This window comes from Almyronema sp. (genome assembly GCF_052168255.1).
GTDB classification, from domain to species: Bacteria; Cyanobacteriota; Cyanobacteriia; order Phormidesmidales; family Phormidesmidaceae; genus Sphaerothrix; species Sphaerothrix epifaneia.
In genome coordinates this window covers 67,445-87,918 of sequence record NZ_JBQLZL010000022.1, presented here as the reverse complement: position 1 = coordinate 87,918, position 20,474 = coordinate 67,445, and the positions used below count along the sequence as shown (strand labels likewise).

Below are 20,474 nucleotides of genomic sequence, written 5' to 3'. Positions count from 1 at the left end.
AGTCTTTCTCGCTTTTAACTAACAACTGGATTAATTTAGATTAATCTACCCTACCAGCCTAATTGAGTGCTTCGATTTCCGGCAAACCAGATACCGGAATCCAAGCAATCCGGCTAATCTGCCGCGATCGCGCTAAGTCTCGAATGACTTCAGGCGCAGTCGGTTCAGCCAAGTGAACTTCTACTCGCACCAAATTGGTTGCCGCTCGGATCTTTTGGGCATGGGCAAAGGCGGCGGCGGCGGCTTGAGGGGCTGTTGGCACCACCAGCCAGTCAGCCGCAGGTAATTCTTGGGGCAATTGACGCCGAGCCGCAAGTACCTGCTGTAGCGCTTCGATATTGAGCGAAAACCCAATTCCCGGATAAGAACGCTTTTCCGGATGAAAGACGCCCAACAGGTTGTCGTAACGCCCCCCCTGGCCAATTACTTGACGGCCTAATTCAGTATCGCCAACAACTTCAAAGACAATGCCTGTGTAATAATCAAACGGCTTTAGCAAGCTCAGGTCTAGCACCAAAGAAGGAATAGCCGCCGCCTTACCTTCAGCCGTCTGAGCCGTTTCTTGCAAAACGGCTATCAGCGACTTCAGCGCCATCACCGTTTCTTGCTGCTCGGCAGTTAAGGATAGCTGCGAAACAGCTTGCAGTACATCCTCTGGTTTGCCGCGCAGGTCTAATAAAAACAGGGCGCGCTGCCGTAGTTCTGCACTCAAGGGCAAAGTTTCAATGGCAACCCGATCAAGTTGGGCGATCGCCTGCCGCACTTGCTGCCGCACACTGGCCGGAAAAGGCATGAGCATAGACTGCGTTAAGCCAGCATCTCCTAACACAACATGCCAAGCATGGAGATTCAAGCTACTGAGGCAGTCTGCCAACAACAGCAAAACTTCTGCATCTGCCAGATTACCCCCGGTTCCCAGCAGTTCTACGCCAGCTTGATAATATTCTTGCTGGCCGCCATGACTGCCTTTGTCTGCGTGACGAAAAACATTGGCGTTGTAGTAGAGCCGCTGCGGATGCGTCATATCGGCCATCCGCGTTACCGCCGCTCGTGCGATCGAAGCCGTTAGCTCAGGTCGTAACCCCAGCGGCTCTGAATGGGGACTTTGCAGCTCAATCACCGTTGATTGATTAATCGCGCCACCCGCCATCAAAGTGCTGAGATGTTCAACCGTCGAAGTGATAATACGGTGATACCCCCAGCGCTGAAAAACCTGATCTAGTTGCTGCTCAATACTGAGCTTTTGAATCACGTCTAGCGGTAGAAGATCCCGCGCCCCAGAGGGGGTTTGATAAACCATTAGTTTTTCTTTCCACCAAACAATCCAAAGAGTCCACCGCGCGTTTTGCTAGCAGGTTGCTGGCGCTCACTGCCTTTGCTGCCCTCTTGGCGACCACTGATTGATTTAGGTTCAAGGTTATCTAAGCGCCGCTGCGCACTTTTGCCCAAATCGCTCTCAGGACTTAACTCAACTACTTTGGCTAAATGAATTTTAGCCATTTTAGGCTGCCCTTTACGCATATAAACCCCAGCTAGCTGGTGGTGGCAGCGTGCATTTTTAGGGTGTGACTGTAGGGCTTCGCGCAGTTCCAAAATAGCTCGGTTATAGTCTTGCTTGTCTTCAAATTCTTTGGCGCGGTTGAGGTAACTCTCAATGACGTTTTGCCGCCGCCGAGGGGTTGTAGGAGTCGCCGGGGTTTGAGTGGATTGGCTCGAAGCAGGCGACTGCGAAGTTGCTGACGCTGCCTGCGAAGAAGCCTGAGGTCGGGTAGCTGGCTGACCTTCTGCGGCTTTGCGCATCAGGTAAACCAGGTTCAATTCGCTAAGTTGGCCGATTAGCTCAAGCGTTGCTTCTAAAGTCTCGTATTGTTGTTCTGCTAAAGACTTGAGGCTAGTTGTATAGAGTTGCTCAATGTTGCTGCTGGTCAGCATTTGGCGGGCAGCAGCACCGTCTACTTGCCAGGTATCAGGTTGCTGTTTGAGCTGCTGACCTTTGAGCTGTAGCACAATGTTGTACTCAGTGAATTCTTTTTCCTGGCTCAGTTTTTCATAAGCTGGGTTCACTAGCTTAGAAAGAAATTCGCTAGCCTGTTTCTTCTCAATTTCACTAGCACTGGCAAAGCTATCGGGGTGTAGCTTACGCGCAATTTTGAGATAGCGCTTACGTACCTGCTTAGCATCTGCATCTACAGGTAGCCCCAAAACGGCATGGTGATCGGTGAAATCTAATTGAAAAAGCCCTTTGTCAATCTTCATAGGCTGTTAGCGATAATCCCTTGGCTGAGTGAGTCCAGCTTAATAATCTCAGTGTATCCTCGGTTCTTCAGTTTGCACCAGACTCTTGTGGGTACTTGGTTTAGCTGGGTACGGGTGCAAACTGAGAGAGGGGCTTGATCCGGTTGAGTTCCTGACTCATCGAGTCGTGTAAATGACCGTTGGTTGCCAAAATTCGACCGGAGAAAATATCAAAGGGGCTTTGGTCATAAGCAGTGACTTTTCCGCCCGCTTCTTTGACTAAAACAACCCCAGCGGCTAAATCCCAGGGAGACAAGCCCCGCTCCCAGTAGCCATCCAAACGCCCACAGGCCACGTAAGCCAAATCTAAAGAGGCAGCACCACCGCGTCGAACCCCCTGGCTCAAATGGGTGAAGTGGCAAAACTCAGCGTAATTGTTGTCTGCGGTTTCGCGGCGATCGTAGGCAAATCCAGTTACTAACAGACTCCTGGCTAAATCAGTTGTGTCTGAAACGTGAATGGGTTGGCGATCGCGTGTAGCGCCTAAGCCTTGAGCAGCTCTAAATAACTCTTTGTGAAAAGGATCAAAAATAGCCCCGACTACGGGTTGACCTTGAAAAAGGAGGCCAACCGATACCGCCGAAAAAGGATACTGATGGGCATAGTTGGTGGTGCCGTCTAGCGGATCAATAGCCCACAGGTAGTCGCTTTCAGCCCTGCCTCTGGCTCCTGATTCTTCGGCTAAGATGGCATGTTCCGGGACGTGGCGCTGTAGCACAGCCAATACTTCTACTTCAGCCGCTTTATCAGCTTCAGTGACAAGGTTATCGGCGCGGCCTTTTTCTTCTACCTGCTTCAGCCGTCCCCAATAGTGCTGTAGCACTGCTCCACCTGCCAAAGCGGCCTCTGTGGCAATTTCTAGTAGGCGCTGTCGTTCTGTTGGCGTCATCATTGCACTAGGGATGAGATTGCTGTTGGCGAAATTCTGTTGGCGTTAGCCGCAGAGGCTGATCAGGCTGCCAAATACCCACTCCGACCAAGCGGGCACGTTCTTGCGCCCGTCTGAAGGATTGCTCATAGGGAGAATGGGCTAAGCTGTCTAAGTCTACAAGTACATAGCCTTCATTGACCAACTGCTGGTTAATCAACTGGCGATCGCGCCAGACATAGGCCCAAAGGCGCTGATAGGCATCTGGTTCAAGGCTGGTTAGCTCTAAACGAACCGCAGCTTTTTCCACCAGTTCTTGTAGGCGTTGGCGGGCGGCTTCTCCCCAAGGAGTTTGTTCTAAATCAGGCGCTTGAATGCCTGCTAGCCGAATTTGATCAATCGCCGGATCAGACCCAATCGGAGTGGTTAAAGCGATCGCTTGGCCACTGACTACATAATCTACTTGGCTCTGGTAACTGTTTTCTAAGGGAGGGGTTATCCCTTGGCAGCCGCCCAGATAGCCGCTGAACAAACAAACCAAAAGAAAGCCCCAAAGGCGCGATCGCAACATCGGCTTAGCTCAAAATCAAAATCTCAAAACCAGAAATGAGTTCTGTTTGGGCGCAATCAGGCTAATTTAGCTTGGGCTTAAAACCCAATCGCCAGCAAAAACACTAATCCTCATCTAGGGGCAGGCCAAAGCGAACCTTCCCTTTACCAAAGTAGCGGCCAAACTGCAGTTCGTAAACTTCGTCTTCGTCTTGGGTTTCAACCTCTAAATCAGAGCGAGCATAGCTAACACAAAGTAGAGCATAGCCTTGCTGCCGCAAATCAGGCGAAAGACCCATGGCTTCTGGTTGATGCACCTCACCCGACAAAATACGCACTGCGCAGCTTGTGCAAGCACCGTTACGGCAGGCAAAAGGCAAATCAGCGCCCTGATTTTCGGCAGTCTGCAAAATGTAGCGGTTATCAGGCACTTTTAGGGTGTAATCAGTCCCTTTTTGACGATGATGAACACGAACAGTATAAAAATCAGTCATGAATTACAATCAGGTCAACCTCAACAACACGCTTCGATCATAGCGGTCGGCGAAGTGTAAATCTGAGATTTTCTGTGCGGCAGGGCTGAATTTCTGATACGATATCGATTCAGTGCGGAAAATAAAATATTGCACCTTTGGAGAGGTGGCCGAGTGGTTGAAGGCGCAGCACTGGAAATGCTGTTTATCCTAACCGGGTAACGAGGGTTCGAATCCCTCCCTCTCCGTTTTAATCAATTTCTTTAATTTACCAGGCTAGCGAGTTCTGGCGGCCAGGGTGGGAGCGACTGGCTTCTGTTTAACAGCCATACGTTCGAAGCTGAGCGCCGCTACGCCTAGCGTCACCAGCAAAATCCCCACCCATTCAATCAGCTGTAAATGGGTTTGAATACCAGGGGTAATGACAGCAGCTAGCACAGCGGTGACCACTGGCCCGCTTGAAGCAACGATAGAGGCTTTAGCAGCGCCCATCAAGCGAACGCCATAGTTGTTGAACAAATAGCCCACCAGCGTTAAAACACCTAGCAGCAAAACAGCGATCGCCAAAGCAGAAGCTTGGGTCGGCGGTTCTAGACGGGCTCCTAACACTGCAAAACCTAACGCCTGAGAGACTGACAGTATCGCCACCACTACCCCGGTCAACACCAAAATCGTTGTAAATTGCATTAGCGTCACGGGCACCGGATGCAGTTTACGAAAGCTGATCTGCATTGAAATGAGATAGAGGGCGAAGGCAACGCTCGAAAGCAGGGCGGCTCCTATGCCCCACGGTGAAATGCTTCCCCCAGCCAATACATAGCTATTGATGGTTGGCCAAGACACCATGCAAATTCCCATCGCGATCGCAACCATGACCATTCCTCGCAGGGCAGTCGGGCGATCGCCAAACAAAAACCAAGCCAAAGGCACCGTAATGAGCGGATACATAAAGAGCAGCGTTACCGCTACACCAGGACCAATTTCAGGAATTGACTTGTAAATCAAGATTTGAGAAGTGAACAAAAAGAAACCGCTGCCGATCACTTGAAAAACCGCCCGGCGATCGCGTCCTGATAAAAACTGGCTCAATTCCTGCCACACAGGCGGATAAAGCTGCTGGGCAATTAGCCCCATCAGCGGCAGCACGACCAGCATACGCAAAAACAGCAGCAACAACGCATTGGGGACATTCAGCGGTAGTATTTGGTCAATCGGTAGCCAGTTAAATAACCGCGCTCCGCCCCCAATAATCTTGACTAAAACGTTGTGGAAGGACAGCGCTAGCGTAGACATAAAAATGAGCGCTAGCCCCTTTTGAAAGCGAGAAAGCTGGCGAGGAGACAGGGGAAAGTCTTGATGCCGCTGTGAACTGCCGTTTACTGGCTTTGCTGACCAATCTAAGTTGTCAGCCGCAGCCTGCCCGTACCCTTCAGCGGCAGAAGCTTGTAGGTGGTTAATTTGCTGCTGTAGCTTTTGGTTGAGCCGCCCTACCAGGGCTTCTAAAATCACTTCTCCCTGTTTTTCCAGCGAGTGCATGCGACTGATCTGGCGATTCAGTCCGCTTTGATAACTGTTGAGATCTTGCTGTAGCGACTGCAGGGTGCTGCTTAAACTTGAGTCGAGCGAAGTGAGTAATTGATGAATGTTGTGAGTTGAGCGGTAAGCATCAGGCGAAACGGCGGTCGGCAAGTCGCGATCGCGCGATTCGAGCGCAGCCGTGTAGACAGTCTGCGAAAGCTGAGTTTGCAGGTGGCTGGCCAGCGCTTGCGCTAAACGCTTAGCCCAAACTTGCTGCTGGGCTTGCTGTTGTTTAGAAAGCGCCACTTCTTGATGGGTCTGTAAAGCCTGATAGTCCGCTTGTAGAGCTTCATAATCAGCTTCTAGATCCTCAATGTCCTGCATCAACCTAGACTTGCGGGCTTGCAATTGGTCAATATCCTGCAAAAGCTGCCCAGAGAACTGTTGTTGAAACCGATCTAAATCTTGCCGCAGTTCCCTAAGGATAGCTGCCGGATCTTGAGTAGACGCTTCCGGTTGATTTGGTAGATCGTCTCGCTGCCCCATGGGTATAGAATTCCGAAAAAGTTCGTCCACTAAACCAAGCTTTCTAAATCGGCTGACCTAGAAAGTTCCACAGACTATTGTTGTTATTTTGCGCAAAAACTTCCTAAAAATCTCACTAAATCTCACAGGTTCCAACTTAAGCATTGATTCAGTTATAACTGTAGCCACAAGCACTGAGACACCGCAATCGCTGAAAGCCGCTGACAGAGAAGCTTTCCTTCTGCCTGCTGCCCTCAGTCTTTAGCAATCAGGCCGATTGGCTCAAAAGCGCGATCGCTTCTCTACACGCTTGGCAGTTGCCCCTGACTGTATGGGACAACGTACCCAAAAGCGACCCATTTGCCCGTTTGGTCGCAAAAGTTTACGGATTAGGGGGCTAGGGCTTCTAGCAACTGTTGAGAAGCGATCGCCAAGGCTTCTTCTAGTTTTTCTGGCTGACGTCCTCCCGCTTGAGCTAGGTTAGGTCGCCCGCCGCCGCCGCCGCCGCAAAGCTTAGCAATAGCGCCAATGAATTTACCAGCCTGGAGTCCTTTTTTGACCACAGCCGGACTAAAGGCTGCTACCAAGCTCACTTTATCGGCTTCAGGGACAGAACCCAACACAACCGCCCCTTCACCCAACTTTTGCAGCAGTCGCTCGGCAGCCCCTTTCAAAGCTTCAGCATCCACCCCTTCTAGGGCAGAAACGAGAACTTTGAAGTCGCCCAAAGATTTGGCATCACTCACCAGTTGGGCTGACTTTGCCTGAGCCAATTCTGATTTGAGGGTGTCAATCGCTTTGTGAGCCGACTTTAGCTCAGCTTGAAGGTTAGCAATGCGTTCAGGTAGTTCTTCGGGTTTAGCTTTGAAGCGATCGCTGAGTTCTCGCACCACCTGATCTCGCAGGTTCAAGTAGTCGAGTACTGCTGGCCCCGCAACTGCCTCAATCCGGCGCACGCCAGCAGAAATGCCAGATTCAGAAGTAATCTTAAAAGCGCCAATTTCAGCGGTGTTGCTCACATGGGTACCGCCACACAGCTCCATCGAAACCCCAGGAAAATCGATAACGCGCACTTCGTCGCCATATTTTTCGCCAAACATGGCGACGGCTCCCCTGGCTTTGGCGTCATCAATCGGCAAAATCACTACATCCGCTTGATGGCCTTCGGCAATCCAGGTATTGACCTGTTCTTCTATTTGCTGTAAGTCTTCAGCCGTGAGCGCCCGTGGACAGTTGAAGTCAAAGCGGAGGCGATCAAAATCGACTAATGAGCCTGCTTGAGAAATGGAGCTATCTACAATTTTTTTCAGCGCTGCTTGTAGCAGATGAGTGGCGGTGTGGTTGGCCTGGGCACGACGACGACAAGCACGATCAATCTGAGCTGAGACGCGATCGCCGATGCCAACTTGCCCCCGCTCAACCCGGCCAAAGTGGACAAAAATATCACCTTCTTTTTTGACATCTTCAACGCGGATCAGCAAATTGTCGCCTGAGAGGTAGCCGCGATCGCCAATTTGCCCGCCAGACTCCGCATAAAACGGCGTTTGAGACAGCACCACCTGTACCATAGTCCCCGTTTTGGCCTGCTCAACCGCCTTACCAGCAACCAGAACCGCCTCAACCTGGGTTTCAGCCGCTGAGGCACTATAGCCCAAAAACTCAGTTGAGTGAACATGCTCAGCCAGCTTATCTAGACTGCCTTGAACCGTTAGATCAATCGTTTCATGCGCCGCCCGCGATCGCGCCTTTTGCTGAGCCATCTCAGCTTGATAGCTGGCCAAATCAACGCCAAGCCCCTGCTCGGCAGCAATTTCTTCGGTTAGCTCGACTGGAAAGCCATAGGTATCGTAAAGAATGAAAGCATCTGCGCCAGATATTTGCGACTGCTGGGTGGCCATTGCTTGAGCAATCGTCTCAGCCAAGAGCTTCTCGCCGCGATCGAGGGTTTCGAGGAAACGCTTTTCTTCGCGCTCTAGTTCGGCTTTAATAGCGACTTCCCGCTCTTTGAGGTTGGGATAAGCTGCTGCCATCAGGTCAATCGCCGCTTCGGCAACTTTCACGGTAAAAGGTTGCTCAATGCCGAGCAGTCTGCCATGACGGACAACGCGGCGAATCAGACGTCGCAGCACATAGCCGCGTTCTTCGTTGGAGGCTTTTACCCCATCTGCAATTAGATGCGTAACTGCCCGCACATGATCCCCAATTACCTTCAGCGATACCTGAGCCGATTCATCAGCCTGGGTATAGTCAAGATCAGCGATCGCGGCGGCGGCTTGAATAATGGGAAAAATCAGGTCGGTTTCGTAGTTATTGGGCTTTTTTTGCAGAATCTGGGCCATGCGCTCTAGACCCAACCCTGTATCAATGTTTTGATTCTGCAAGGGTGTTAAAGTTCCTTCGCTATCCCGGTTGTACTGCATAAACACCAGGTTGTAGAACTCGATAAAGCGACTGTCATCTTCTAGATCAATCGCCTCATCTCCTTGCTCTGGATAAAAGTCATAGTACAGCTCAGAACACGGCCCACATGGCCCCGTTGGCCCCGCTGCCCAAAAATTATCTGCGGCTCCCATCCGAATAATGCGATGGGCTGCAATGCCTATTTGATCGCGCCAGATAGCAAACGCTTCGTCATCCTCTTCAAAAACGCTGACGACTACCTGGTGAGGCGATAAACCAAAAACCTGAGTCGAAAGTTCCCAAGCCCAAGCGATCGCCTGTTCTTTAAAGTAATCACCAAAGCTGAAGTTGCCCAGCATTTCAAAAAAAGTGTGGTGTCGCGCCGTACGACCGACATTTTCGATGTCGTTGGTGCGAATACATTTTTGAGCTGAGGTGGCGCGTTCATAATCGGCCTGTCGCTGCCCTAAAAAAATGGGTTTAAACGGCAACATGCCCGCGATCGTCAGTAAAACCGTTGGGTCTTCAGGAATTAACGAAGCGCTAGGCAGTACCTTGTGTCCACGGTCTGCATAAAAAGACAGAAACTTTTGACGAATCTCTGCACCGCTTAGCATATGAGGTTGAGACTGGGAGCGAGAAACAGGCATGAACAGCTTTGGATGTAATTTTTTAGATTTCTATTCTGAACGATATCCCCTAGAAAGCTCAAGCTAAAGGCAAGCGCCTCAATCAGATATTTAAGGATATAGATTTAACTCAAAGCAGGCTGGGCAGACTGGCTTAAAGTAAGCGGGCGATCGCCAAATAGTTTAGTCCTGAAAATATTGGCATTTTCTCAGTTGTCTTGATTCTACTTAAACCAGTACCGTAGGATTCCGGAGCCAGGGAATCTGACCTTGAAGACAAGGAAGCGGCCTTCTGCCCGCCCCCAGTACTTACCTGTTGCACTTTAGCCTGTTGGCCTATTGTCAGGACTCACCTCTAAGTGTAGACGCTGAGACCTCAATCCTGCCGTGCTGTCTAGAAATCTCCAGCCAGGGGAATTTCTTCGCCGATTGCTTGGGCTATTAGAGTGCAGCAATCAATCGGCTCATGGTCTTTCTTAGCTTCGAAAAGCTGCTTTTGCGGAGCTTCTTTGTTAGCTTTAGGCTATTTTTGTCGCCTGTATAAGCTGGCCTGTTGTGTGATGATTTTATTAGCCTTTTGATGCGCGCATGACCGCAGTCTTGCTTTTAGTGGGCGATCGCCCTTTCTCTGACAAAACGCTAGAGCGGATTCGCCCACTGACGGAGGCAGAAATCAACACTGCCCAGAGCTATGGTGAAGCCGAGACACTAATCTACAGTTCTCCTCCAGATGTCTTGCTGCTAGAGGCCACACAGCCGCTGAGTTGGGAACTTTGTCGCCAGTTAAAGCAAGCAGGACAACTGGGCTGGATTTACTGCATCTTATTGGAGCATCAGCCCGCTTCGGTGCCAACGGCGACGGTGCCTATTAGCAGCACGATTGCCGCTTTAGAAGCAGGAGCGAATGCCTATCTCTGGCTGTCGGCGGCTAGCGCCACAGCGACCCATAGCGAGGGAGAACGGCTGTTAAAAGCTCACATTGAAGCAGGTTTGCGGCAGTCTAAAATGCACCGCGATCTCTCTCAAGAGAACAATTTGCTTTCTGCCATTGCCCTTTCCGATTCGCTCACTCAAATCAGCAATCGCCGCGCTTTTGACTGGGAACTGCCTCGGCAAATTAAAAGCGCCCAGGAAAAGGCAGCCGATCTGAGCCTGATGATGATTGATATTGACTATTTCAAAGTCGTCAACGATACTCATGGGCACTTGGTTGGAGATGAGGTGCTGCGTCTACTGGCAGAGCGCTTAAAACACAATATGCGCTTTGATGACACGCCCTATCGCTACGGGGGAGAAGAGTTTGTCATCGTTCTGGCTAACACGGGCAAGGCAGAAGCCACTCAGATTGCCCAAAGACTTTGCCAGCTCATCTGTCAGCATCCTTTCAGGGTCAATCAAACGCTAGCTTTAGCGCTCACCGTCAGCATTGGAGTGGCTAGCTTACGCCGCGACGAAGCAGAATCAGGTATGGAACTGCTACAGCGAGCCGATCAGAACCTGCTGAAAGCTAAATCAGCCGGTCGTAATCAAATTGTTAGTAGCTAAGCGATCGCCTCAGAGAGATAGGGTATCGGTCGTAGACTGGAGCAATTGCCGACAGTCCGCCATGGGTTGACGTTCAGCCATCGCCTGGATTAGAGCCGAGTAGGTAGTCTGATGCTGCTGAATTAAAGATTTGGCTTGCAGAAGTGACCAGCGCTCTCGCATCGCTGTTTGGGTGGGGGCTAGCTGCAGGCTGCCGCACATCGAACGCAGCTTTTGGCGATCGTCATCCCCACCAATCGCTGAGCCATAAACAATTTGCTCAGCCGCAATTCCCGCCATCCAGACCATACAAAAGTGGTTTAAGGCCAGAGCTGAAATCTGTCCTTGGGCCAGCGTTTGTTCTAGAGGCTGCGTGTCAAAAATAACGCCGCCTAGACCCGGTAACCCTTTTCGCCAGGTTTCCCAAGGGCTAAGGGTGTAATCAACCACCGGGATATCGAGCAGGTGAGCCACCAAAAAATGACCAGCTTCGTGGTGCAAGATGCGTTCTCGGTAGGTAGAAGAGGTGCGATCGAGACCGTCAACGACGATAGCGCCTAGACGCCCGCCCAAACCTAGCTGATCAAAAGTGACCAGCCCTAATAAACCAACCGTTAGGGTCGCCGGAACCAGCGGCGACACTTGCAAAAGTGGCCCTAAAAGGCTCGCCATTGTAATCACAAAAACACTGATAGCCAGAAGATTGAGCGTGGTTTGTCGCATTAGGGGGTAGGTGCTGCTGTCGGCTCAGGAGTCGCCTCTTGTTTGTAGAATGTTTCTAGGCTATCGCGATCGCCTACATAGCGCCAATGCCAGGGTTCGTAACTAATGCCTTGAGCATTGTCTTTGGGAAAGGAAAGTTCAAAGTCATAGCGGGCTGCGTTTTTTTGCAACCAGCGAAAGGCCGATGTGTTCTCGAAGGCCACTTCGAGATCGGTTTCAGGTCGGGAACCATCGGCAATGTCAATGGCATAACCTGTGTGGTGTTCGCTGTAACCAGGCGGCGCACTCACCTCAGCGCGAACCGATGCTGTCTGCGTTCGATCAGCTTTGACTTGAAAAAATAAGTAGTCTTGATCTTCAAAAGATCTAAAGCCCGAAACCGGACGCAGATAAATACCTTCCGATCGCGCTTGCGCTTGCATGTCTAAAAATTTGGCGGCAGCAGACTTATGGAGTTTGATGCTGCCGTCAGCGACAACGTTGGTGAGGCGATCGCGCGGCACTTCCTGATAAGCTCGGTGCCCCAATACGGTCGCGACTTGCTCGGCTGTAGCCGCCGCGTCAGACGTCGTTGCATCCGGGGCTAACACCCTAGCCGCATCTCCAGTAGCCGGATCAATTTGAGTGACTGTGCCATTGACATTCGATTGGCTCAAAGAAGCCGTTTGCCAAGCGGTCAAAGCCCCTAAGCCAATCGCAATCATAGTGCCGATCCCCAGCCAAAACCAGCGAGCATTCAACGAGCGATCGCTGCGATCGCTCATTGAGTTCTCCCTTAGCGCCTCTGGAATGTCATCCATAGCAATCAGTGTTAGTCAACCAGACCGATCATAGCCCCTTGACGAAAAAAGACCCATTAACGACTTGATTTTAGTTTGAATCCAGACCGATTCAATCATGGAGCAAACGTCACTTCAGATCGCACACTTACTGCGCCACCCGCTGAGCATTAAGAATTTGCTGAATACGTTCACGACTATCTTCTAAGTGAGCCAGCGTTGTCACGTCTAGGTCACGGCCTTGTTTCCTCAGCACTTGATCAATCTGGCGCGCTAACTGCCTGAGCTGATACCGGGCAATCACGCGGGCATCTTCAGGAGCCGACATCGTTTCTACAACGGTAATCAGTTCCAAAAAAGTTGTGGGTTGGCTATAGCTACGCAACACCATACCACTCAAGATATTAAGATAGTGTCGCTGCAAGCCTCGACGGAGCAACCCTATTTCTACCGAGTCAGCTTCGAGTTCGCGCCAAATACCTTGCTGTAGGCTGGCAAACAGATCAGACACCGTTAAGACTTCTGCTGAGTTGGCTTTTAATTCTAATTCCTGAATGCGGGACAGACGGTTCGCCGAAAGCAAGTCTACTAAAACGATGCCTTGCAACAAAGAAATCCGGTCGTAGATGGGATAGTCAAGCGGAGCCACCAGCCCATAGCTACCCCAGTGATACCACCGATCGGGGGCTAGCTGGTTGAGCAACTGAGGCGAAAAATTAAAGGCATCTGCCGCAAACACATAGGTTTGTAAAGTCTCTAGCGCCGCTTGTTGTTTTTCGAGGGCAATTGGCTCAAACGGCAAACGGCCATCCACATCGCCGGGATATTGGCGATTGAACCGCTGACCGCCAACATAATTAGATACGGTAAGCGCTTGGTTGAAGTAGTAGTTAAAGACCGTTTCAAAGCGATCGCGCAGCACGCTATAGCTCTCATCAGGCAGCAAATATCCATTTTCTAGACGCTGCCAAACAGCCTGGGCATTTTGCATTTGCCATTGGGCATACTGTAGCGGATCATTGCTGAGATCAAAAGCATTAGTTTCTGGATCTAGCAGCGTGAAGGCGTCTTCATCAGTGCCATAGGTTAGTTCAGGCTGGTTGATGCGGCTGGCGATCGCTCGAAGCGCCTGCTGTTCTAACTGGGGATGAATCGCCTCAATCGGTTTATAGCCATACTCAATGGCCCACTCATCATAAGGCCCTAGCCGCATTGGGAAATAGTCGCCTTGAGGCATACCCGGTGGAGCTAAGTTGATCGGAAAGTAGTCCATCAAAGAACTCACCAAACCGCGCGATCGGGTGATGCTGGGATCGTGCAGTTCGGCAGGTGATAGCATCAAGCTGCCCCGAAAATTGTGCCGCAACCCCAGCGTATGCCCCACCTCATGAGCTGTGAGTGCCCGCAAATATTGATAAATGTAGGTATCTAGATCTAAGCGATCGGTCGATCCTAGCTGCAGCGTTGCCAACGCCAAAGCCCCAAACGCAGTTTGTTGGGCAGTTGCCAATCCCACGCAGCGCTGACGAAGCTGTCGCTGCAAAGCCTCAGGCACAACTGCTAGCTGACGAGGATTCTCTAGTAGCTGGGGCAATGAGTGGTTAGCTTGAGATAGCATCCACTGCGCTAAATAGCTTTGATAGCGGTGCCCACAGAGCTGTCCATAAAACTGTTCGCTGGCATCAAGGTTGCTGGCTAACGTCCGATAGCTTCCCGTTAAATGGCGAATGACATTGGCATCAATGATAATATCGGCATCTAAAATTTCACCCGTTAGCGGATTCACACGAACAGGGCCAAGAGCTTCCGCCCAGGGCTGAAACGAATCTGACCAGCGAATGGTGTTGTAGCGAATATCTGCCGGATCCCAATCAGCATCAACTGGCATTTGCCGCACTTCGATCGCATTTTGAAAACCTATTTTTTCAAAAGCCGCATTCCACATCAAAATGCCTTCGCGAATAGCCGCTCGGTAATCCTCAGGTACTGTATTTTCAATCCAAAAAACAATCGGTTCGCGAGGCGGCGAGAGCTGGGCTGTTGGGTCTTGCTTTTCTAGATGCCAGCGCTGGATATAACGCACGAAGGGGTCTTGACGGCGGTTATCTAGAGGCGTTTGGTAGGCTGTGACAAAATAGCCCACCCGCTCATCCGCCAAACGGGGCTGATAGCCATTGTTTGTTGGCAAGTCTGACCAGCTATAGCGCACCCGCAGACTAAATCCACGAGCATCCGGAATACTGGCAAACCCCGAAAACAAAAAGCTGTCGCCGCCGCCTGAAAAGCCCAAAACCGACTCAATTTCCAGGTTAGAAGGAAAGTTCTGCACCTGATCGACATAGGAAGTGCTGGTGTTGAGGCTGTAGCCACCCAGTCCCCAGCTCAAAGCCGCCAAGATATTGGCCGGATCGTTGTTTAGCAGCAGACTGCCTAAATCGACCAGCATTACATTCGTTTCCGGCTCAATGCTAATGATGTTTAAAGCAGCCAGAATGGAGTCGCTGTAGGAACGCTCTAACAGGGCTTGCCCCCCTGGTTGATCAGGCGGGTGGCGAAAATTAATATTGGGAACAACCAGGTGAAGCTTGTTATTAGGAGCGCGTCTAAACTGAATTAAAGCGTCATTGAGTGGCCAGCTACTAAATAGTCCGGCTTCACCAATACCTGAGTCTAAAGTGGCAACCAGCAAATAGTTGTGGTTCAACTGTTGGGGCGATAAGGCCAGATAAAGCGTTCCTTTTTCAGCATTTCGGTAGAGGGTAAAAAGACCCTCTATTTTTTCCAGATTTCGAACAGTGGTCTCGAAAGGTTGCAGACCGTTTGGTCGATTGTTACTGGCCGCTGAATCGCTATCGGCTTCTTTAGCGACAGCCGATTGCTCCAGCATCAGCCCACCCCTGCCACTAGAGACTGCAGCCAGAGAGGGCGTCGATGCAGCAATGGCCGTGGTTTCGGCAGCAACAGCCGTAGCAGTTAGCCATAGCAAAATTTGAACTGATGTACGAAAGCTATTCCATCCCAGGCGCATCCAAGCCGTTGATTTCCACGCTGCTCTGATCACTCAACTGGCTCCGTCTCTAAGGCTGCTATTTGTGAGAACATCAGTCTTAATTTAGCTTGTCAGCGCTGAAAAAAAAGGTCGCCTGCAGCAAAATGCAAAATTTAAGTACCTCACATTCAAGGCGATTTGTTCGTCAAAATGCCAACAAACCGCCTCAAAGTTTTACCTATTTTTGCTAGCCGGACTAGCTATATTTTTCGCTCGAAGCCGCTTCTAGGTTAAATAGCACCTGTAAAGTTTGCATTGCTTGGCGGCGAGCTTCAATATCGCGCTGGGCACGAAGTTGCACCATAGGATCGTGCAGAATTTTGTTGACGATACCTCGCGTCAACGCTTCAATAACGGCCTGGTGCTTATCAGTGAATTCAGACCCAAGGCGAGAGAGCGCTTTTTCGAGTTCTTGTTCGCGAATACCTTCAACTTTGCTACGCAGGCTGCTAATCGTTGAAACGGTATCGAGCGATCGCCACCAGTCTACAAAAGCTTCAATTTCTTCTTCTAATAGCGCCTCTGCTTCAAGTGCCATTTGGCGACGGCTTTCTTGATTTTGGGCGACAACGGCTTTGAGGTCATCAACGTTAAAAGCCTGCACGTTACTTAGTTCATTGACGTTGCTGTGAACGTTGCGTGGCACAGCAATGTCAAATAGCATCAGCGATCGCGGGGCAAGTAAGCTTGCCTCTAAATGGTCACGGGCAATCAGCGGTTCTGTTGCTGCGGTACAGGTGAATACCAGTTCTGCGTCTAGAATCACCTCTAGCATGGTATCGAGCGTACCCGTTTGAATCGGGCTTTGGTCAAACTGGGCGGCTAACGAATTGGCTCGTTCAATTGAGCGGTTGAGGATGGTAATTTGCGTCGCTCGCTTAGAGATGAGGTGCTGCACCAAAAGGCGAGCCATTTTGCCCGCGCCTAAAATGACGATACGGCAGGGAGCCAAATCTCCCACTTTCATGCAGGCGAGTTCTGCTGCCGCCGAGCTAATCGAAACAGCCCCAGTGCCAATACTGGTTTCAGTGCGTACCCGCTTGCCCGCGCTAATCGCTTGCTTAAACAAACGGCTGAGCACCCGACCAACCCCTTTGTGCTGCTGGCCTAATTGATGCGCATGCTTCACCTGTGACAAAATCTGGCCTTCTCCTAACACCAAGCTGTCAAGGCCAGCCGCCACCCGCATCAGGTGCATAACGGCGTCTTGATGCAGCAGGATGAACAAGTGCCGCCGCAGTTCTGATAGCGGTACCTGGCCATAATCAGCCAAAAACTGACTGACTTCGCGAATGCCTTGCTCGGTATCGCTAATCACCAGGTGCAACTCTAAGCGGTTGCAGGTGCTTAGGATGCAAACTTCTTCGATATGAGGGTAGCTACAAAGTTGAGCGATCGCATCAGCGGTCTGGGGCGTTGGAATACTGAGCTTTTCACGAACTTCGACAGGCGCTGTTTTGTGACTGAGGCCGACAACGGCAATATTCATTCTTCCTCCCAAAGATTTGTTATCCACACTGCCCAATGGGCGATCGCAGCTAAGACTAAAACTCGGCTTTATAAAAGCCGGAGCGTTCGAGCAGGACAAAAATCCTTGAAGCCCAAACTAAACCAGCATTTTTGAACTTATGAAGAAACTGACTGTAACTCAAGAAAACTCAACAAAAGTCCATCAAATAGAATTTTCTCTTACAAAGGCAAATGGGAATAGCACGACTCTAGACACCACCAGGGAGCCATTGCTGCGTCGTTCTATTCCCATCTTAAGGGGTTGGCAGCAGCGAACGTTGGACAAGAACTATCAGCCCTGCCTAAACGCTAACTGACCTAGCGCAACTGCAGGGTTTTGGGTGCCTCAACCATATGAATGGTATCGACAAACCGAGCCGTCATAGATTGATTGGAAATAACCAAAGATTGAGTACGTGCTCCCCCATGGAAGAAGCGTACGCCCTCCATCAGGTCGCCAGGGGTAATGCCGCAAGCAGCAAACAGCACCGTTTCGCCAGAAGCCAATTCGTTCGCATCATAAACCTTGTCAGGATCAGTGATGCCCATATCGGATAAACGCTTCAGGTTTGCTTCTTTGCTTTCGCCAATCAGTCCAGTTTTGACAATAGCCGGATCGTAGATAAGCTGCCCTTGGAAGTGGCCACCCAAGCAACGCATAGCCGCTGCCGAGATCACCCCTTCTGGAGCTGCTCCAATCCCCATCAGCGCGTGAATATTAGTTCCAGAGAAAGCACACGACAGAGCTGCCGAGACATCACCATCTGAGATCAGCCGAACCCGAGCGCCAGCCTCGCGAATTTCTTTGATCAAGTCAGTGTGGCGATCGCGCTTCATGACCACAACCACTAGCTCATCAATGCCGCGATCGAGGCATTCAGCCAAGATTTTGAGGTTTTCGGTAGCAGACTTGTTAATATCTACTTTGCCCTTCGCCTGGGGGGGAGCAGCTAGCTTCTTCATGTAGAAATCAGGCGCTGCAAATAGCCCACCTTTCTCAGAAATAGCCAGAACTGCCATTGACCCATTTTGGCCATAAGCAACCAGGTTAGTCCCTTCGCACGGGTCAACCGCAATATCAATTTCAATGAGTTCATCAGGATTGCAGTACTCTTTGGCATCAGGCTGAGTACAAATGCCTACTTCTTCACCGATGTAGAGCATAGGCGCGTCATCCCGCTCACCCTCACCAATGACGATTTTGCCACGCATATAAATCTTGTTCATCCGCTCCCGCATAGCTTCTACAGCCACTTGGTCAGCGGTATCTTTCTCGCCTTTGCCCATCCACCGAGCCGATGCGATCGCCGCCTGTTCGACAACCTCAATAATTTCCAAACCGAGGGTACTTTCCACGGGATATCTCCTCTAAACTGCCGATTCTGCGTTGGTTTTCATAGACCGATCTCAACCTAAAAGTCTATCAGAAGGGGGGATCGGCAGGAAGGTTTTGAGCGTGAGTGGGGAGGGGATGGGGAGATGGGGGAGAGGAGGGGATGGGATAGGAGTTTCCTTTCGACTTCAAACTTTGATAGGACTTTCCTTAAAACTTGATAGGAGTTTCCTTTCGACTCCAAACCTCAACCCACCCACTCACCTCCCCCACCTCCCCCATCTTCTCCACCTCCCCCCTCTCCCTGTCTCCGCGTCCCCCTCTCCCATCTTCTCCACCTCCCCCCATCTCCACCTCCCCCTCTCCAGCGATCCTAAAGATCCTGTTGCGATTTTCCATCGATCGCCTCATTGTTTCCTAAGCTGCAGCCATTACACTACTTGTTGAGTGTCTTAGAACAATAGGTTTAGATCACTATGGATGCTGCCGCACTCTGGCAACGGTACCAAGACTGGCTATTCTACGATGCGGGATTGGGGTTTTATCTCGACATCAGCCGTATGCGCTTTGATGAGGCATTTGTGGAGCAGATGCAGCCACGCTTTAACAAAGCCTTTGAGGATATGGCTGCACTAGAGGCAGGCGCGATCGCCAATCCTGACGAAAACCGTATGGTAGGCCATTATTGGTTGAGAGATCCCGATCTGGCACCTACGTCTATCATTCGCCAAGACATCATTGACACCTTAGTCTATATCGAAGAATTTTCTAGCAAAGTGCGGACTGGGGTAATTCATCCTCCCGATCGCGAAAAATTTACCGATATTCTTTCCATTGGCATCGGCGGTTCTGCTTTAGGGCCTCAGTTTGTGGCTCAAGCCCTAGGCCCTGATTTTCCACCGTTAGAAGTTCATTTCATCGATAACACCGACCCCGAAGGCATCGATCGAACGCTATCTCGGTTAGCTGAGCGTCTATCAACCACTCTGGTAATCGTGACCTCTAAATCAGGCGGCACGCAAGAAACGCGCAACGGCATGATCGAGACAAAATATCGATATGAAGCCCAAGGACTGGACTTTTCAAAGTATGCGATCGCCGTCACAGGCGCTAGCAGCAATCTAGAAAAAATGGCTCACAGTCAGGGCTGGCTAGCCACCTTCCCCATGCATGATTGGGTGGGTGGCCGCACTTCTGAGCTTTCAGCGGTGGGTTTATTACCTGCGGCGCTTCAAGGTATTGACATTCGCTCAATTCTAGGCGGTGCCAAGCAAATGGACGGGGTAACGCGGACTCCCGAACTCAGCCAAAATCCAGCCGCCTTGTTGGCTTTGGCTTGGTACCACGCTGGCAACGGCAAGGGCGAAAAAGACATGGTGATTTTGCCCTACAAAGATAGCCTGCTGCTGTTTAGCCGCTACCTACAGCAGCTAGTGATGGAATCTTTGGGGAAAGAGAAAGATCTAGACGGCAATGTGGTTTACCAGGGTATTGCCGTTTACGGTAACAAAGGATCTACCGATCAACATGCCTATGTTCAGCAACTGCGTGAGGGGGTACCCAGCTTTTTTGTCACCTTCATTGAAGTTTTAGAAGACCGACAGGGTGAGTCTGTACAGGTTGAACCAGGGATTACCTCTGGCGACTATCTGTTTGGTTTTTTGCAAGGCACGCGGCAAGCGCTGTTTGACAATGGCCGCGAGTCAATTACGCTCACCATTCCCCAAGTCAATGCCCATACCGTCGGCGCGCTAATTGCGCTTTATGAACGCGCAGTCGGGCTTTACGCATCGCTGGTAAACATTAATGCTTACCACCAACCTGGCGTTGAAGCGGGCAAGAAAGCAGCCGCTAGTGTTTTAGAACTGCAGTTGCAAGCGGTTCAGATTCTTCAAGCCGCAGAAGAACCTTTGTCGCTTCAGTCTTTGGCAGAAAAAATGGGGGCTACTCACGATATCGAAACTGTCTACAAACTTGTGCGCCACCTGCACGCTAACCAGCGACAGGTTGTTATTCAGGGAGATCCCGGTCTGCCCAGCGAAATCAGGTTGTCGGCGCTTTGAGTCTAGTCACACCAACACGGGCTAACGACGGAAGCAGGCGATCGCCGGATCTAGCCCAAAAAACACTGGTTTACTGAGTTTTGGGCGGGGAACTTTAAAGGTAGGCTCTCGCGTTTGATTAAACACCAGGGTCATTGGGCAGAGAAAATGTAAGCTTTCGCAACAATATGTATCTCTCCCTAAACTTCAAGCCACCTAGTCTGCTAGCGCTTGTAAACTTCGCCTACGCTAGAAGTA

Annotated in this window: 14 protein-coding genes and 1 tRNA gene; 3 read left to right on the top strand and 12 right to left on the bottom strand. The window is 50.7% G+C overall.

Going from position 1 to position 20,474, the window contains the following annotated elements; all coding sequences use genetic code 11:
- Positions 1–58 precede the first annotated feature (58 nt).
- The 5 genes from ACTS3T_RS03770 to ACTS3T_RS03750 form a co-directional block, all read right to left on the bottom strand.
- Positions 59–1,300 carry an ATP phosphoribosyltransferase regulatory subunit gene (locus ACTS3T_RS03770; RefSeq protein ID WP_377964430.1) on the bottom strand — a complete coding sequence of 414 codons (1,242 nt, stop codon included), beginning with the start codon at positions 1,298–1,300 and terminating at the stop codon, positions 59–61.
- Entirely contained in the window at positions 1,300–2,256 is a 957-nt protein-coding gene (locus tag ACTS3T_RS03765; RefSeq protein WP_377964432.1) for a J domain-containing protein, read from the bottom strand. The genes ACTS3T_RS03770 and ACTS3T_RS03765 overlap by 1 nt, the downstream gene beginning before the upstream one ends.
- A gap of 100 nt (positions 2,257–2,356) precedes the next feature.
- Positions 2,357–3,184, bottom strand: coding sequence for an inositol monophosphatase family protein (locus ACTS3T_RS03760; protein ID WP_377964464.1), 828 nt, complete (start codon positions 3,182–3,184; stop codon positions 2,357–2,359).
- Positions 3,185–3,191: 7 nt separating this feature from the next.
- Positions 3,192–3,734 carry a thermonuclease family protein gene (locus ACTS3T_RS03755; RefSeq protein ID WP_377964434.1) on the bottom strand — a complete coding sequence of 181 codons (543 nt, stop codon included), beginning with the start codon at positions 3,732–3,734 and terminating at the stop codon, positions 3,192–3,194.
- 103 nt (positions 3,735–3,837) lie between these two features.
- Positions 3,838–4,206, bottom strand: coding sequence for a 2Fe-2S iron-sulfur cluster-binding protein (locus tag ACTS3T_RS03750; protein WP_377964436.1), 369 nt, complete (start codon positions 4,204–4,206; stop codon positions 3,838–3,840).
- Between the two features lie 139 nt (positions 4,207–4,345).
- Here ACTS3T_RS03750 and ACTS3T_RS03745 point away from each other — a divergent pair.
- Positions 4,346–4,433 (top strand) — tRNA-Ser (locus tag ACTS3T_RS03745).
- Between the two features lie 28 nt (positions 4,434–4,461).
- Here the strand turns inward: ACTS3T_RS03745 and ACTS3T_RS03740 are convergent.
- Positions 4,462–6,249 (bottom strand): DMT family transporter, encoded by a 1,788-nt coding sequence (locus tag ACTS3T_RS03740; protein ID WP_377964438.1) that lies wholly within the window; start codon positions 6,247–6,249, stop codon positions 4,462–4,464.
- Positions 6,250–6,617: 368 nt separating this feature from the next.
- A complete protein-coding gene (gene alaS / locus ACTS3T_RS03735) occupies positions 6,618–9,278 on the bottom strand; it encodes an alanine--tRNA ligase (RefSeq protein ID WP_377964440.1) in 2,661 nt (886 codons plus the stop codon).
- Between the two features lie 567 nt (positions 9,279–9,845).
- Between alaS and ACTS3T_RS03730 the strand changes: the two genes are divergently transcribed.
- Positions 9,846–10,802, top strand: a complete 957-nt coding sequence (locus ACTS3T_RS03730; protein ID WP_377964442.1) for a diguanylate cyclase — start codon at positions 9,846–9,848, stop codon at positions 10,800–10,802.
- Between the two features lie 9 nt (positions 10,803–10,811).
- Here ACTS3T_RS03730 and ACTS3T_RS03725 read toward each other — a convergent pair whose 3' ends face one another.
- From ACTS3T_RS03725 to glpX, 5 genes are all read right to left on the bottom strand, one after another.
- Positions 10,812–11,453, bottom strand: a complete 642-nt coding sequence (locus tag ACTS3T_RS03725; protein WP_462934794.1) for an ATP-dependent Zn protease — start codon at positions 11,451–11,453, stop codon at positions 10,812–10,814.
- Between the two features lie 50 nt (positions 11,454–11,503).
- A complete protein-coding gene (locus ACTS3T_RS03720; RefSeq protein ID WP_377964446.1) occupies positions 11,504–12,304 on the bottom strand; it encodes a M15 family metallopeptidase in 801 nt (266 codons plus the stop codon).
- 127 nt (positions 12,305–12,431) lie between these two features.
- The gene (locus ACTS3T_RS03715) at positions 12,432–15,344 is read right to left on the bottom strand and encodes a zinc-dependent metalloprotease (protein ID WP_377964448.1); all 2,913 of its coding nucleotides are present in this window, start codon (positions 15,342–15,344) and stop codon (positions 12,432–12,434) included.
- Between the two features lie 184 nt (positions 15,345–15,528).
- The gene (locus tag ACTS3T_RS03710; RefSeq protein WP_377964450.1) at positions 15,529–16,821 is read right to left on the bottom strand and encodes a glutamyl-tRNA reductase; all 1,293 of its coding nucleotides are present in this window, start codon (positions 16,819–16,821) and stop codon (positions 15,529–15,531) included.
- Positions 16,822–17,159: 338 nt separating this feature from the next.
- Positions 17,160–18,197, bottom strand: a complete 1,038-nt coding sequence (glpX, locus tag ACTS3T_RS03705) for a class II fructose-bisphosphatase (protein WP_377964452.1) — start codon at positions 18,195–18,197, stop codon at positions 17,160–17,162.
- 453 nt (positions 18,198–18,650) lie between these two features.
- Between glpX and ACTS3T_RS03700 the strand changes: the two genes are divergently transcribed.
- Positions 18,651–20,237: a glucose-6-phosphate isomerase gene (locus ACTS3T_RS03700; RefSeq protein ID WP_377966606.1), complete on the top strand. Its 1,587-nt coding sequence runs from the start codon at positions 18,651–18,653 to the stop codon at positions 20,235–20,237.
- Positions 20,238–20,474 lie beyond the last annotated feature (237 nt).